The 15373-nt window shown below is 72.7% G+C and carries 10 protein-coding genes and 1 pseudogene; 4 read left to right on the top strand and 7 right to left on the bottom strand.

Going from position 1 to position 15373, the window contains the following annotated elements:
• Positions 1 to 56: 56 nt before the first annotated feature.
• Positions 57 to 299 (bottom strand): hypothetical protein, encoded by a 243-nt coding sequence (locus ACFVHO_RS13175; RefSeq protein WP_385713026.1) that lies wholly within the window; start codon positions 297 to 299, stop codon positions 57 to 59.
• Between the two features lie 189 nt (positions 300 to 488).
• On the opposite strand from ACFVHO_RS13175, the gene ACFVHO_RS13170 reads away from it, so the two are divergent.
• Both ACFVHO_RS13170 and ACFVHO_RS13165 read left to right on the top strand, forming a co-directional pair.
• On the top strand, positions 489 to 2777 hold the full coding sequence (locus ACFVHO_RS13170) for a CDP-glycerol glycerophosphotransferase family protein (protein ID WP_385713231.1): 2289 nt from the start codon (positions 489 to 491) through the stop codon (positions 2775 to 2777).
• Positions 2774 to 4462 carry a glycosyltransferase family 2 protein gene (locus ACFVHO_RS13165; RefSeq protein ID WP_385713025.1) on the top strand — a complete coding sequence of 563 codons (1689 nt, stop codon included), beginning with the start codon at positions 2774 to 2776 and terminating at the stop codon, positions 4460 to 4462. Before ACFVHO_RS13170 ends, ACFVHO_RS13165 begins: the two co-directional genes overlap by 4 nt.
• A gap of 7 nt (positions 4463 to 4469) precedes the next feature.
• On the opposite strand, the gene ACFVHO_RS13160 is transcribed toward ACFVHO_RS13165, so the two are convergent.
• Positions 4470 to 4670, bottom strand: a complete 201-nt coding sequence (locus ACFVHO_RS13160; protein ID WP_385713024.1) for a hypothetical protein — start codon at positions 4668 to 4670, stop codon at positions 4470 to 4472.
• 311 nt (positions 4671 to 4981) lie between these two features.
• Positions 4982 to 6142 carry a helix-turn-helix domain-containing protein gene (locus ACFVHO_RS13155; RefSeq protein ID WP_385713022.1) on the bottom strand — a complete coding sequence of 387 codons (1161 nt, stop codon included), beginning with the start codon at positions 6140 to 6142 and terminating at the stop codon, positions 4982 to 4984.
• Between the two features lie 165 nt (positions 6143 to 6307).
• Here ACFVHO_RS13155 and ACFVHO_RS13150 point away from each other — a divergent pair, with 165 nt between their 5' ends.
• Positions 6308 to 6520 carry a hypothetical protein gene (locus ACFVHO_RS13150; RefSeq protein WP_385713020.1) on the top strand — a complete coding sequence of 71 codons (213 nt, stop codon included), beginning with the start codon at positions 6308 to 6310 and terminating at the stop codon, positions 6518 to 6520.
• Positions 6521 to 6540: 20 nt separating this feature from the next.
• Positions 6541 to 7056, top strand: a pseudogene (locus ACFVHO_RS13145) (UTRA domain-containing protein); the annotation flags it as partial.
• 2 nt (positions 7057 to 7058) lie between these two features.
• On the opposite strand, the gene ACFVHO_RS13140 reads toward ACFVHO_RS13145, so the two are convergent.
• The 4 genes from ACFVHO_RS13140 to ACFVHO_RS13125 all read right to left on the bottom strand — a co-directional run bounded on the left by ACFVHO_RS13140 (position 7059) and on the right by ACFVHO_RS13125 (position 15357).
• Positions 7059 to 8612 (bottom strand): hypothetical protein, encoded by a 1554-nt coding sequence (locus ACFVHO_RS13140; RefSeq protein WP_385713019.1) that lies wholly within the window; start codon positions 8610 to 8612, stop codon positions 7059 to 7061.
• A complete protein-coding gene (locus ACFVHO_RS13135; protein WP_385713017.1) occupies positions 8593 to 9117 on the bottom strand; it encodes a GtrA family protein in 525 nt (174 codons plus the stop codon). The genes ACFVHO_RS13140 and ACFVHO_RS13135 overlap by 20 nt, the downstream gene beginning before the upstream one ends.
• Positions 9114 to 10052, bottom strand: coding sequence for a polyprenol monophosphomannose synthase (locus ACFVHO_RS13130; RefSeq protein ID WP_385713015.1), 939 nt, complete (start codon positions 10050 to 10052; stop codon positions 9114 to 9116). Before ACFVHO_RS13130 ends, ACFVHO_RS13135 begins: the two co-directional genes overlap by 4 nt.
• 274 nt (positions 10053 to 10326) lie before the next feature.
• The gene (locus tag ACFVHO_RS13125; RefSeq protein ID WP_385713014.1) at positions 10327 to 15357 is read right to left on the bottom strand and encodes an NAD-glutamate dehydrogenase; all 5031 of its coding nucleotides are present in this window, start codon (positions 15355 to 15357) and stop codon (positions 10327 to 10329) included.
• Between the last annotated feature and the right edge of the window lie 16 nt (positions 15358 to 15373).

Genomic DNA, 15373 nt, shown 5'->3' with positions numbered 1-15373 from the left:
GACCCCCGGTGAGACAGGCCCTCTCGACCGAGAACCCGCCCCACCAGGAGTTCGGCTCACCAGTTGTAGATGATCTCCCCGTTGCTGCCGTAGTAGGTGAACGACCCGTCCGGCTGCCCGACGATGCACGCGTATCCGCCGGCCGGCGTGTCCCCGCAGAAGGTCGCGGCGCTGGCCGAGCTCCCGGTGAAGACCCCGCCGGCCACGAGGGCGCCGGTGGCGCCGACAGCGACGGCGAGCCGCCGGGCCCACCTGCGCCTCGGCGTGATGGTGGTGGTCGTGTTCCGCCTCAGCTCCATGGCTGACTCCTTGCTGCCCATAGGTTGTCGGTCACCAAGGGTTCGCAGCGGCCACGCGGTCGGATTGCTCTCGCTGGGACTTCGGCGACCTCGGCAGCAGACCGGCCCACCCTGCCCCTTTTGTCGCATCAATACGCGGATCCTTACACTATGGGAGCATTTAGCGACACGGGAGAGGCGGGGAGCGTGGTGCCGGAACTGAGCGTCGTCCTGTACGGCCGCAACGTGCAGGGACATCTGCCCGAGACCTTGGCGGAGCTGGTCGGGACGGGGCTCGCCGGGACGGGGCTCGCCGGGACGGGCCTGGCGGGTGCGACCGGCCCCGCCCCCGCCGCGGGCGCCCCCACCGTCGAAGTCATCGTCGCCGCCGTCGGCCCCTCCGCCCAGGACGCCGCCTCCCGCCACCCCTCCGTGACGGTCGTCCCGCTGCCCGACGGCACCCCGGACAGCGCGGCCCGCGCGGCGGGGGCGGCGCGGGCGAGTGGCCGGTGGCTGCAGTTCGTGCGCAGCAAGGACGGGGTGACGGCGCTCGCGGCCCGTGGTGCCGCCGAGCGGGCCGCCGCCCTCCCGGACACGGTGGACGTGCTGCTCACCGACCACACCGTCTCCACCTGGCGGCATGCGCGCACGCCGAGTGCGGACGGCGGGTTCCTGGCCAAGCCGGGCCGCCGTGACGTGCCGGTCGCGGACTGCCCGGACCTGCTGAAGGTCAGGCCGCTGCTCGGGACGAGGATCGTGCGGGCCGACTTCTGGCGGGCGCGGGCGGACCTGTTCGACGCGGACGACGAGCTGTTCGTGGCGTACGCGGTGCCGTTGGTCGCCGAGCGGGTGGCCGCGTACGACCAAGTCGCCCTGGAGGAGCGGCGGTTGCGGCCGGAGAGTCTGCCGCCGGTGACGCCCGACGACCGTTTCGCGCTCCTGGAGACGTACGAGCGACTCCTTGACCTGGCGGCCGGGCGGGAGGCGGGGACCGGCCCGAGTGCCGTGCTGTACGCGGCGATGGTCACCGCGAGCCTGCGGATCGTGGCCCGCGCCAAGCTGCCCGAACCGGCGGCGCGGGAGTTCTTCCACCGGGCCTCGCGCGCGGCGGTCGCGCACCGCCCGCCCGGGTACCGCCGCCCCGGCGGCTTCGAGGGGGTGCGCCGTCGCCTCCTGGAGGAGGACGCGTACGCGAAGTACCGCGCGTTCCAGGTGGCCAACAAGCAGCGCCGCACGGTCCGTTCGGCCATCGGGGCGGGGCGCGCGGCGGTCGGCAGGAAGGTCAGGGACGCGCGCTACCACCAGGACCTGCGGCGCCCGGTCGACCCGGACCTCGCCGTGTTCTCGGCGTACTGGGACCGGGGGGTCGCCTGCAACCCGGCCGCGATCGCCGCGAAGCTCGCCGAACTCGCCCCGCACATCCACCCGGTGTGGGTCACCGCCGCCGAGAACGTACCGCTGCTCCCGCCCGGCACCGACCACGTCGTCCCCGGCACCCGCCGCTACTGGCGGACCCTCGCGACCGCCAAGTACCTGGTGAACAACGCCAACTTCCCCAACGCGGTCGTCAAGCGCCCCGAAGCCGTGCACGTCCAGACCCACCACGGCACCCCCCTCAAGCGCATGGGCCTCGACCAGCTCGACTACCCGGCGGCGGCCAAGGGCCTGAACTTCCACGACCTGCTCGCGCGCGTGGACCGCTGGGACTACAGCGTCTCGTCCAACAGCCACTCCACGCAGATGTGGCAGCGCGCCTACCAGTCGCGGTACGAGGAGCTGGACCACGGCTACCCGCGCAACGACGTGTACTACTCGGCGACGGCGGCGGACGTGCGGGCGGTCCGCGAACGCCTCGGCATCGCACCCGGGAAGCGCGCCCTCCTCTACGCCCCCACGCACCGCGACTACGAGGCCACCTGGACCCCCCGCCTGGACCTCGCGGCCCTCTCCGAACGCCTCGGCGAGGACACCGTGCTCCTGGTGCGCGGCCACTACTTCTACGGCGGCGCGGCCTCGCCCCTGACGGGCCCGCGCCGCGCGGGCCGCGTCATCGACGTGTCGTCGTACGACCCGGTGGAGGACCTGGCCCTGGCGGCGGACGGCCTGATCACGGACTACTCCTCCATCATGTTCGACTACGCCAACCTGGACCGGCCGATCGTCGTCTACGCCGACGACTGGGAGACGTACGCGAAGACGCGCGGCGTGTACTTCGACCTGCTCGCGGAGCCGCCGGGCCAAGTGGCCCGCACCCAGGAGGAACTGACCCGCCTGCTCACGTCCCCCGCGTGGCGGGACGAGACCGCGGCGAAGGCGCGGGCGGCGTTCCGGCGGCGCTTCTGCGAGTTCGACGACGGGCGGGCGGCGGAGCGGGTCGTACGGCGGGTGTTCCTGGGCGAGAGCGAAACGTCACTGCCGCCGATCACGCCCCTGGACGAACGGACCCCGGCCCCGACGCCGGAGGAGGCCACCGCGACCCCGGAGGAGGCCACCGCATGACCACCACCGCAGCGGACGTCCCGGACGTCACCATCACCGTCATCGTCTACAACGACGCCGAACGCCTCCCGCGCGCCGTGGCGTCGCTCCGCCGCCAGACGCACCCGAACATCGAGATCGTCATCAGCGACGACCACTCGACGGACGCGACCCCGCGGGTGGCACGGGAGCTGGCCGCGCTCGACGACCGCGTCACGTACCTGCGTCTGCCCGAGAACAGCGGGGGTTGCAGTGCCCCGCGCAACCGGGCGATCGACATCGCGCGCGCCCCGTTCCTGATGTTCCTGGACAGCGACGACGAACTCCCCGAGCGGGCCGTGGAGTTGCTGCTCGCCGCCCACGCCGAGACCGAGGTCGACTTCGTGATGGGCGCCGTGGAGCGGGTCCGGGTGGACACCGGCCGCACCTCGACCTGGATGCCGCACCTCGTCGCGGAGCGCCGCACGGTGGCGGGCATCGAGGCCGAACCGGCCCTGTTCTTCGAGCACTTGTCGACCAGCAAGATGTACCGCAAGTCCTTCCTGGACCGGAACGGCCTGCGCTTCCCCGAGGGCATCCACTACGAGGACCAGCTCTTCTCGGCTCAGGCGTACTGCCTGGCGAAGGCGTTCACGGTGATTCCCGAGCCGGTGTACCGCTGGTACATAGAGCCCTACGGCGCGGCCGAGGCGGCCTCGATCTCCAACCAGCGCCACAAGCTGTCCAACGTCCGCGACCGCGTGCACGTCCAGGGGCTCATCGACGCCTTCCTCACGGAGAGCAGCCACGGGGGCGTGCGCGAGGCCAAGGACTACAAGTTCCTCAAGCACGACTTCCGGATGTACGCGGGCGACCTGCCCTTCCGGGACGAGGAGTGGCTGCGGGGCTTCGCGGCCATCGTGAACCCGTATCTGGCGGGGCTCGCCCCGGGCGCGTACGCACGCCTGCCGCGTGCGGAACGGGTCGTCCTCCAACTCGTACGGGACGAACGCCTCGCGGACGCGCAGGTGGCGGCGCGGGGGCTCGGCCACGGGGTCGGGCCCCGCGACACGTCGGTGGACGCGGAGGGCCGCCTCTACTGGGGCGGCGTCGTCCCCGGCTCCCCGGTCGCCCGCCGTGAGCTCGACCTGACGGAACTGGGCCTGGACTCGCGCCCGTTCCCCGGCGCGCAGTTCCGGCACGAGATCCTGCGGCTCGAGCGGGGGCGGGGTGCGGCCCTGCTCCTGAGGATCCGCACCTACGACCCGGGGCTGCGGCTGCCCGTGGGCCCTCAGGTCGCCCGCCTGGTCGTGGCCCCCGGCCGGAAGCGCCTGACGACCCCGTTCCGCCTCGACCCGGTCCGCCCCGGGGTCTTCGAGGGCGAGGTCGTCCTGGACCTCGCCCGGGCCCCCGTCCCCGTGGGCGGCTTCTCCGGCACCCGCCACCCCCTGATCCAGCTCACCGACGGCCGCCTCCGCAACAGCGGACTGCTGCTGGCCCCGCTGGCCTTCCCCCGCCTGGAGGCCCGCGTGCCCTACCACTCGGGCGCGGCCCCGCACGTGGTGACGGCGGAGCCGGAGGGGCGGGGCGCGGGGCGGCTCCAGCTCACGTGGACGCCGGTGGGTGTGACGGCCCGCGTGATCCGCCCGGTGACCCGCCGCCTGGCGGGCGCCAAGGGCTCCCGGGTGCACCGGGCGGCCCGCCTGACCGCAAGCGTGTTCCGCTGACGCGGGGTTACGAGGGGGACGCAGCCCTGCCCCGGGGCAGCACCCCGCACGCCGCGCTCCGTACGCCGTACGCCGCACGCCGCACCCGCACCCGCACCCGCACCCGCACCCGCACCCGCACCCGCACCCGCACCCGCACCCGCACCCGCACCCGCACCCGCCAGCGTTCCCCGCACCCCGAGCCGAGGCAAAGGTCCGGCACCTTCACCGCACGCACCCCTCGGCCCCAGCCCGTCCGCCCACGCCCCCCGCCAACCGATCACCGTCGCCCTCACCGCACCGCCCTTTCCCACCCACCCGCCCCCACCACTCGGTAGACACCGCAACCGGCACCCACCGCACCACACCACACCACCGCACCACCGACGTCATCCGCACCGCACCGCACACCGCAGCACGGCCAACCCCGGCTCCTCCCTGACCGCCGTCCCCGCCGCACCGTCTTTGCCCACCCGCCTCCCCCGCCACCCGGCAGGAACGAGGCCATCGGACGCGGCCTCGCCGCCGACGTCGCTTCGCTCAGCGTCCCGTCCCGGACCAATCCGCGTCGCGCACCAGATCCGTGAGCCACGACGGCGCCCGCTCGTCGCGCACGACCCCGTCAAGGACACGCCGCAGCCGGTTGTGGCTGCGGCCTGAACTCACCGTCGCCAGCAAGGGGTGGACGGACACCAGAGCGCCCTCGCAGTCGCGCCAGGCACGCGCCCGCGCGCATGCGGCCACTTCGGCCACGCCGTAGTAGAAGGCCCCGCTCCCGGCTGGCCGAAAGGCTTCCGCCAGCTCTCGCGCCCGACGCAGGCGGGGCAGCGCCCTGGCCGGTTCGCCCAGCGCGAGCCGGACCTCGCCCTCGTGGCCGGACAGTTCGCACTCGTTGAGCCACCAGGTCCAGGCGGGGTCCCGGGGCCCGATCGAGTCGCCCAGGGCCGCCCAGGCCGCCTTCATCTCGCTCAAGGCGCGGGCGCCGTCGCCCGCGTGGGCGAGGGCCCGAGCACGGCGGAGGTGAGCCAGCAGCGCCACGCGCGGCGGCACCCGGGGGCCGGACAGGAAGGCATCGGCGATGCGCAGGGACTCGCCGAGGCGGCAGCCGTTCTGCACGCCCTGCATCGCGATCATGTCCTGGACGAACCACTGCATCGACCGGTCTCCGGCCTGGCAAGCCAGCGCGTACGCCTCGAGAAAGGCGGCCCGCGCGGCTTCCTGCCGGTCGGCCACGAACAGGAGCCATCCGGCGACCTGGGCCGCCTCCGCGACGGCGGCGGCGTACTCACGCCGCAACCGGTCGGGCACCGCACCACCGTCGAGACCCCGCTGCGCCGTGCGCCAGATCTGCACCGCGGCGGGCGCCACCTGGTCAGCGCCGTACCGGTGGTCGTGGTCCAGCAGGTGCGCGACACCGGCCCGAACGTGCGCGATGTCCCCCTCGATGCCCCCCTCGACGCCACCCTCGCGATCGGCGAGCCAGCGCGCGGGCCCGCGCGGTGCGGTCACCAAGGCGGTCAACTCCGCCCCTGTCCCGAGCAGTTCGTCAAGCGCCGCCGCCAACCTCGCCGAAGGCGCCTGCTTCCCGTTCAGCACGCGGGACAGGTACGCGATGTCGTACGGCAGCGCCCGCGCCGCGCGGCGCATGCTGTACCCCTGGGCCGCGAGGGCCTCACGGGCGCGGACGGCGAAGTCGGTCATGCGGCACGCTCCCGGCGCGAGGGTCGACCGTTGACCACCAGCGTAGTCAGCACTGGTCAACTTCCGCGCCGCTCACGGAGAGCCAAGCATCGACAGGGCAGCGCGTCGGGATCCACCCCGGCCGCCGGACCACCCGGCAACCAGCCAACGACTGGAGCACCACCCATGCCCGACCCCACCCCCACGCCCGAAACCCGCAAGAGCAACGCCCCCACCCCCGGAATGACCCTCCGCGTCTACACCGTCAACCCCGACGGCACCGTCACCCAGGACACCGGAACCCGCCGCATCACCCCGAACAACGCTCCCCCACCCGTGAGTTCACGACCGCCCCTGTGCGTCTGCTCCCGCTGCGCGGGGCACTCCGCAGCCCCCTGACCGGCCACGCGGAGGACGCCGTGAGCGACAGCACATGGGTCAGCAGCTCGATGCCGTACCTGGCACCGCGAGCCGAGGGCAGCTCCGACGCCTGGGCCGCCGAGGCCGCAGCCCGAGGCGGCAGGCGGAGCCAGCGCATCGCGCACGCGGGCGAGGCCCCGGCCCCGGACGAGGTGGCGGCGCCGCTCGGCGTGACCGCCGGTGAACCGGTGATCGTGCGCCGCCGGGTCATCGAACTCGACGGCGAGCCCTGCGAGTTGACGGACACGTACCACCCGGCGGCCATCGCGCGCGGCACCCGCCTCGCCGGGACGAGGAAGATCCCCGGCGGCGCCGTCACGCTGCTCGCCACGCTGGGCCACGTCGGCGTACGTGTCCGGGAGGACGTCACGGCTCGCATGCCAGGCGCGGACGAGCGCGAGACGCTGCGCATGGGCGGGGACGAGCCGGTACTCCGGCTGAGCAGGGTCACGCTCGACAGCGCGGACCTGCCGATCCAGGTGGACCTGATGGAGCCCGCAGCGCGCACGGGCAGGCCTCACCCCACCACCTCGTACAACACCTGCCCCCGCACTCCCACTGCCACCTTCCGCAGCGCGGGATCCGTGCTCGCCAGGCCCCCGTCCCCGGGATACGCCACAACCCACCGCACCCGGTACCTCCGCAGCACCTCAAGCCGCTCGGTGCGGGGCGTGCCCGGCGCGAAGTACCGGCGCACGGCGTCCTCGCGCGCAACTTCGTCCGGGAGGAAGAAGTCGGGGTACCCGGGCGCCACGGTGTACGCCCCGTACGCGGGGATCTGCCGCGCCGGGAACGTCTTCGCCAGGACCACGTCCCCGTACCGCACCCAGGGGGTGATCCAGCGGTAGCCGGGCCACGGCGGGCGGTACTTCGCGGCGACGGCGGAGGGGAGCGCGCCCTTGGGAAGTACGTAGCCCAGCGTCCCGGCCTGGGTCCACGCGCCGATGGCCAGGGCGGCGGCGAGGGCCGTGGCGAGGAGGGCGGGAAGGGCGGCGATGGTCCGGCGGGGGCGGTCGCCAAGAGCCCCCGGCCTCGGATGCGGCGCCGTCCCGAGCGCCCCCGCCACCTCCACCGCCGCCGCTACCTGCGCGGGGATCAGCGCCGCGGGCAGCACCCGCCCCCACGAGTAGTGACCGCTCAGACCCCCTGCCGCGAACACCACCGCGCCCAGCGCGAAGAACAGCACCAGCGGGTCGCGCCGGTCCCGGCTGAAGCGCAGGGCGAGCGCGGCCGCGCCCAGGAGGGCCAGGCCGAAGCGGCCGAGGAGGTTCCGGTACAGGGCGCGGTGGATCTCCTCCAGGTCCGCGCCCGCGCCGAAGAGGTCGAAGAAGGAGTAGTACGGCCAGAGGGCGAGGACCAGGAGGCCGAGGGCCAGACCGGCGGCCAGGCGCAGCAGGACGGGGCGGGAGGGCCAGGGCCGGGCACCGAGGAGCATCGCCGCCGCGCCAAGCGAGGCGACGACGCCGGTGAACTGGTGGGTGAGGAGGACGACCGCCCACAGCACCCCGAGCCCCAGGAACACCCTCCACCCCGAGTCCGCCCGCAGGGCCTCGCGCAGGCACGCCCAGAGATGGAAGGACAGGCCGAGTGCGAACGTACTGGGGTAGGAGATCGTCAGGGCGAGGGAGTTGAGGCCTAGGAAGCCGCTCCATTCGAAGAGAGCCGGGCCCCACAGGAACAGCACGCAGAGCAGGGCCAGCGGCGGGGCGGCCCGGCGCTCCGTGAGCGTACGGACGAAGCGCCAGAGGCCGGAGAGCAGGAGTGCGAGGGCGACGACGGCCGCGACCCGCAGGACGCCGAAGGCGCCCGCGCCCGTCGCCTTGGCGAGGAGGCCGAGGAGCACCGTCCACGGGGAGTAGTAGGGGCTGGGTACGTCCGCGTCGACGAGCGGGTCGCCGGGGTGGAGCGGGTCGTGCCGGACGCGTTCGACCGTCGCCGCGTGGATGCCGAGGTCGCCGACCCAGGGGAGGCGGACGACGACGGCGAGGAGGAGGGCGGTGACGGCGCCCGCCACGGCCCAGGGCACCCACGTCCAGCGGGACTCGTCCCGGCTACGGCCGCCGGACGTCATGCTGGGCCCGGTGCTGGAACACCCACGTCCGGTACACCAGGAAGCGGAACGCCGACGCGAGCAGGATGGACTGCGCCTTCGCGATGTTCGAACCGAGCGGCCCGCTGAGGCCCGCCCCGTGGTACGCGGCGTAGAACAGCAGGCTCTCCATCACGACGCCGATGCCGCTGAAGACGAAGAACAGGGCGATCTGCCGCTTGGTGCGGGAGGCGCGGTCCCGGTACGCGTAGAAGCGGAAGCCGAGGTAGTTGGTGCCCATAGCGACGCAGCTGGCGAGCACCGTGGCGGTCATCGGGGCCCGGCCGAGGCCGTGCAGGAGGAGGTTGAAGACGACGAGGTTGACGGCGACGCCGCTGCCGCCGACGACGCCGAACCTGACGACCTCAAGGAAGAGGCGGCGCAGCCGGGCGAGGGGGAGGCGGGTCGCGGCGGGCGCCGGAGCGGCGACGGCCCCGGCGGGCGCCTCGCGCACGGCGCCGGCCATCTCGTGCAGCGTGCTGGTCATGCGGACGACCCCGAACCGGACGACCCCGAACCGGACGGCCCGGAGCCAGACGGACCCGAACCCGTCCCGGGCCCACGCCCGCGACTCCCCGGAACACCAGTTACCCCACGGACCCCACGAGCCCCGCGGGCGAGCCGCAGCTTCCACGGCATCACCACCGACTCCAACTGCACCATCAGGTTCATCTTGGACTCGCCGACCGTCCGGTCCTCGAAGTGGATCGGGACCTCCATGACGTCGAAGCCATGGCCCACCGCGCGGTACTTCATCTCGACCTGGAAGCTGTAGCCCGCGCTGTCGACGGATCCGAGGTCGACCGCGCGCACCGCGTCGGCCCGCCACAGGTTGAAGCCGCCGGTGATGTCGCGGACGCGGGTGCCGAGGATCGTGCCCGCGTAGGCGTTGGCCCAGCGGGAGAGCAGCTTGCGGTGGGCGCCCCAGGCGTCGGAGAGCGTGCCGCCCTGGACGTACCGGCTGCCGACGACGACCCCGGCGTCCGTGGCGAGCGCGACACCGAGCAGCTCGGCGACCTTCTCCACGGGGTGGCTGCCGTCGGCGTCCATCTGCAGGACGTAGTGCGCGCCGTCGTCGACGGCCTTGGCCATCCCGGCCGCGTAGGCCCGGCCGAGGCCGTCCTTCTCGGTGCGGTGCAGCACGTGCATGCGGCGGCGCCCTTCCGCCTCCGCGTGCCGCCGCGCCTGCTCCTCGGCGATGTCGCCGGTGCCGTCGGGGCTGGAGTCGTCGACGACGAGCAGGCTGAGGCCGGGCAGCGGCAGGGCGAGCAGCGCGTCGGCCATGCCGGGCAGGTTCCCCGCCTCGTTGTACGTGGGCATGACGACGGTGAGGGGCGTCGCGGCCCACTCCTCGGGCAGCCGTCCGGCGCCGAGCACCTGGACGGCGCGCTCCGCGGCGTCCAGCGGACTTGCATCTGTCATCGGCTCACCTTGTGACCTTCCCGACCCGTACGAACGAACTCGTCAGTCAGACAATCTCACCTACCGTAGCCCAAATGCCCGAATTAACGGCAAAAGGCCACTCTCGTCACCCGTTCCGCAGACCGCGGGTCCCCCATCCCGCCGGACAGAGCGCCGCCGGACAGAGCCCCGCCGGACACAGCGCCGCCGGACACACCGACGACAGCACCGCCGGACACAGCGACGGGGGCGCCCCGCACCACAACGGTGCGGGGCGCCCCCGGCCACGTACGACTTACGAATGCGTGCGCAGCAGCGTCCGCATCGTCCGCATGGCCACCGACAGGTTCGCCAGGTCGAAGGCGTCGGAGCCCTGGATCTCCTCCAGGGTGGTCCGGGCCCGGCCCAGGATCGCCGCGTTCTTGTCCTCCCACGCCTTGAAGCGCTGCTCGGGCGTGGCGGAGCCGTTGCCGACGGCGAGCACGTCGGCCGTCAGCGCGGCGTGCGCCGCGTACAGGTCCTCGCGGATGGAGGCGCGGGCCATGGACTGCCAGCGGTCGGCCCGCGGCAGCTCGATGATCCGGTCCATGAGCTGGGTGATCCGCAGCCGGTCGGCGAGGTCGTAGTAGATCTCGGCGACGGCCAGCGGGTCCTTGCCCATGCGGTCCGAGACGGCCACGATGTCGAGCGACGGGAAGGCCGAGGAGAACCCGGCGACCCGCTGCGCCAGCTCGTCGGGGACACCGGCCCCGACCAGCTCCTCGCGGATGTTCTCGTACCACTCCAGGTCGGAGCCGCGCATCAGCTTCGGCAGCTCGGTCCACACCTGGTCGACACCGGTGCGGAAGAACTCGACGGTCTCGGCGAGTTGCAGCGGCTGCGGCCGGTTGTTGAGCAGCCAGCGCGTGCCGCGCTCGACGAGGCGGCGGCAGTGCAGCCGCACCCGCGTCTGCACGTCGGCGGCCACGACGTTGTCGAGCTCCTCCACCGCGTCCCAGACCTCGCCGAGCCCGAAGATCTCGCGCGCGGCGAGCTGCGCCCGCACGATCTCCTCCAGCGAAGCCCCGGTCTCCTCGCGCAGCCGGTGCAGGAAGGTCGAGCCACCGGTGTTGACGGTGTCGTTGACCAGGACGGTCGTGATGATCTCGCGGCGCAGCGCGTGCGCGTCGACCTGCTCGGCGAACTTCTCGCGCAGCGCCTTCGGGAAGTACGCGTGCAGCAGCCGCCGCAGGTAGTCGTCGTCGGGCAGCGACGTGTGGATCAGCTCGTCCGCCGCCACGATCTTCGTGTACGCGAGGAGCACGGCCAGCTCGGGCTGCGAGAGGCCGCGGCCGGAGCCGAGCAGCTCGCGGATCTGCCGGTCGGTGGGCAGGAACTCCAGGCCCCGGTCGAGCTGGCCCTCGCGGCCCAGGCGGCGCATGAACCGCTGGTGGGCGTGGAGCAGGGAGGGCGACTCGAAGACGGAGTTGGCAAGCGCCACGTTCTGCGCGTAGTTGTTGCGCAGGACGAGCTGGCCGACCTCGTCGGTCATGGCGGCGAGCAGCTTGTTGCGCTGCTTGACCGTCATGTCCCCGGCCTGCACCACGGCGTTCAGCAGGATCTTGATGTTCACCTCGTGGTCGGAGGTGTCCACGCCCGCGCTGTTGTCGATGGCGTCGGTGTTGATGCGTCCGCCGGCGCGCGCGAACTCGATCCGGCCGAGCTGGGTCAGGCCCAGGTTGCCGCCCTCGCCGACGACCTTCACCCGCAGGTCGGCGCCGTCGACGCGGATGGCGTCGTTGGCCTTGTCGCCGACGTCGGCGTGCGACTCGGTGCCCGACTTCACGTACGTGCCGATGCCGCCGTTCCACAGCAGGTCCACCGGCGCCTTGAGGATGGCCTGCATCAGCTCGGCCGGGGTCATCTTGGCGCCGCCGGTCTCGATGCCGAGGGCCTGGCGGATGTGCGCGTTGAGCTGGATCGCCTTGGCGGAGCGGGGGAAGATCCCGCCGCCCGCGGACAGCAGCTCCTTGTTGTAGTCGGCCCAGCTGGAGCGGGGCAGCTCGAACAGGCGGCGGCGCTCGGCGTAGGAGGTGGCCGCGTCCGGGTTCGGGTCGATGAAGATGTGCCGGTGGTCGAAGGCGGCGACCAGGCGGATGTGCTCGGACAGGAGCATGCCGTTGCCGAACACGTCGCCGGACATGTCGCCGACGCCGACCGTGGTGAAGTCCTCGGTCTGGGTGTCGTGGCCCAGCTCGCGGAAGTGCCGCTTCACCGACTCCCAGGCGCCGCGGGCGGTGATGCCCATGCCCTTGTGGTCGTAGCCCGCGGAGCCGCCGGAGGCGAAGGCGTCCCCGAGCCAGAAGTTGTACGACTCGGCGACCTCGTTGGCGATGTCGGAGAACGTCGCCGTGCCCTTGTCGGCCGCGACCACCAGGTAGGTGTCGTCCTCGTCGTGCCGCACCACGTCGGCCGGGGGCACGACCTCGCCCGCGACCAGGTTGTCGGTGATGTCGAGCAGCGCCGAGATGAACGTCTTGTAGCAGGCGACGCCCTCCGCGAGCCAGGCGTCGCGGTCCACGGACGGGTCGGGCAGTTGCTTGGCGACGAAGCCGCCCTTCGCGCCCACGGGCACGATGACGGTGTTCTTCACCATCTGCGCCTTGACCAGGCCGAGGATCTCCGTACGGAAGTCCTCACGCCGGTCGGACCAGCGCAGGCCGCCGCGCGCGACCTTGCCGAAGCGCAGGTGGACGCCCTCGACGCGCGGCGAGTACACCCAGATCTCGTACGCCGGGCGCGGCTCGGGCAGGTCGGGGATGGCCTGCGGGTCCAGCTTCATGGAGACGTACGAATGCGGCTTGCCGCCCGCGGCCTCCTGGAAGAAGTTGGTGCGCAGCGTCGCCTTGATGACGGTGAGGAAGGAGCGCAGGATGCGGTCCTCGTCGAGCGAGGCGACCTGGTCGAGCGCTCCGTCGAGCTCTTCGAGCAGCCCGTCGGTCAGCTCGGTGCCCGCGCGCTGGCGGTCCGGGGACATCCGGGCCTCGAACAGCGAGACGAGCAGCCGGGTGGTGTGGACGTTGTTGAGGAGGGTGTCCTCCATGTAGTCCTGGCTGAACGTGGAGCCCGCCTGGCGCAGGTACTTGGCGTACGCCCGCAGGACCATCGCCTGGCGCCAGTTCAGACCGGCACGCAGGACGAGCGAGTTGAAGCCGTCGACCTCGGCCTCGCCGGTCCAGGCGGCGGCGAAGGCCTCCTGGAAGCGGGCCCGGCCGTCGTCGCCCAGGTAGTCGCCGTTGCCGTTCTGCGACTTCGGCATGCGCAGGCCGAAGTCGTAGATCCAGGCGCTGGTGCGGTCCGAGCAGCGCAGCTCGTACGGCCGCTCGTCGGTGACCTCGACGCCCAGGCGCTGGAGCACGGGCAGGACGGCCGAGAGGGAGATCTGGGCGCCGGAGCGGTAGATCTTGAAGCGGCGCTCGTCGGGCGCGGCGCCCACCGGCTCGTACAGGCTGAGCGCGAAGTCCTTCTGGCTCTGCTGGGAGAGCCGCTCCAGGTGGACGAGGTCGGCGACGGCGGCGCGCGGGGTGTGGTCGGCCTTGTAGCCCTCGGGGAAGGCGTTGGCGTACCGGCGCAGGAGCTCCGCGGCGCGCTCCTCGCCGAGCTCGGCGGTCAGCGCCTCGCCGAAGCCGTCGGCCCAGGAGCGGGCGGCCTCGACCAGACGGGCCTCGATGCGCTCGACGTCGGCGTCGGAGAGGTCGGGGACCTCGCCGCCCTTGGGGACGCGGACGACGAAGTGGATGCGGGAGAGGATCGACTCGGTGTTCCAGGCCGTGAAGTCGACGCTGGCGCCGTTCAGCTCCTCCTTGAGGATGTCGATGATCCGCAGCCGGACGCCGGTGGTGTAGCGGTCGCGCGGCAGGTACACGAGCGCGGAGTAGTAGCGGCCGTACTCGTCCTTGCGCAGGTACAGGCGCAGACGGCGGCGCTCCTGGAGGTACAGCACGGAGGTGACGATGGACCGCAGCTCGTCGGCCGGGGTCTGGAACAGCTCGTCGCGCGGGTACGTCTCCAGGATCTGCAGCAGGTCACGGCCGTCGTGGCTGTTGGACGTGAAGCCCGCGCCCTTGAGGACCTCTTCGACCTTGCGGCGGATGACCGGGACGCGGCGCACCGACTCGGTGTACGCGGCCGAGGAGAACAGGCCGAGGAAGCGGCGCTCGCCGACGACCTCGCCGTTCTCGTCGAACTTCTTCACGCCGACGTAGTCGAGGTAGCTGGGCCGGTGCACGGTGGAGCGGCTGTTGGCCTTGGTCAGGACGAGCAGCTTGTGCTCGCGGGCCTTGGCGCGGGCGTCGGCCGGGAGCCGGTTGAAGGACGGGCTGACCGGGTGGTGGTCGTCGCCCTCGCTGTGGTGCGGGTCGGCGCGCAGGATGCCGAGGCCGGTGCCGGGGACGGCGGCGAGGGAGTCCTCGTCCGTCAGGTCGTACTCGCGGTAGCCGAGGAAGGTGAAGTGGTCGGCGGCCAGCCAGCGAAGCAGCTCGCGGGCCTCCTCGACCTCCTGGTCACGGACGTCGTCGGCGGTCGGCTCGGTCGGCAGTTCGTCGGCGATGCGCAGCGCGGCGTCCCGCATCTTGTCCCAGTCCTCGACCGTCTCGCGGACGTCGGACAGGATGCGCAACAGGTCGGCGGTGATCTGCTTCAGGTCGGCGCGGTCGGTCTCGCGGTCGATCTCGACGTGGATCCACGACTCGGTGACGGCGTCGTGCGGGCGCTCGGTGCCGACGTTCTGGCCCTCGGGCAGTACGTCGAGGAGCTTGCCGGTGAGGTCGCGGCGGACCACGACCTGCGGGTGGATCACGACGTGGATGCCGCGTCCCTGCCGGGACAGCTCGTTGGTGACGGAGTCCACCAGGAACGGCATGTCGTCGGTCACGACCTCGACGACGGAGTGGCTGCAGGTCCAGCCGTTCTCCTCGACGGTCGGGGTGTGCACCCGGACGTTGGCCGTGCCCTGGGGGCGGTTCTCGGCCAGCCGGTAGTGGGAGTAGGCGGCGCCGAAGACGTCGACCGGGTCGCGGTCGCTCAGGTCCTCGGGGGCCGTGTGGAGGTAGTACCGCTGGAGGAACGCGAGCACCTTGGAGGGGTCCGCCGGGGCGGCCTGGTCGGCCGCGGGGGCCTTGCCGCCCTTGCGGGCCCCGGCGGCACCCGACCCGCCGGTGTCGTGGCTCCCGCCCGTGGACCCGGTCGGTGCTCCCGTTGGCAGGCGCCCCCCGACCGGGCTGTTCTCAGCTACCCGGGCGGCCCGCGCGAGCAGCTCGGCCTTGGCTTCGTCCAGCTTGGTCTGCATTGTCCTCTGACTCCTG

The sequence above is a fragment of the Streptomyces sp. NPDC127108 genome, from assembly GCF_042677545.1.
GTDB lineage: Bacteria > Actinomycetota > Actinomycetes > Streptomycetales > Streptomycetaceae > Streptomyces.
This window is presented reverse-complemented; position numbering and strand designations above follow the sequence as displayed.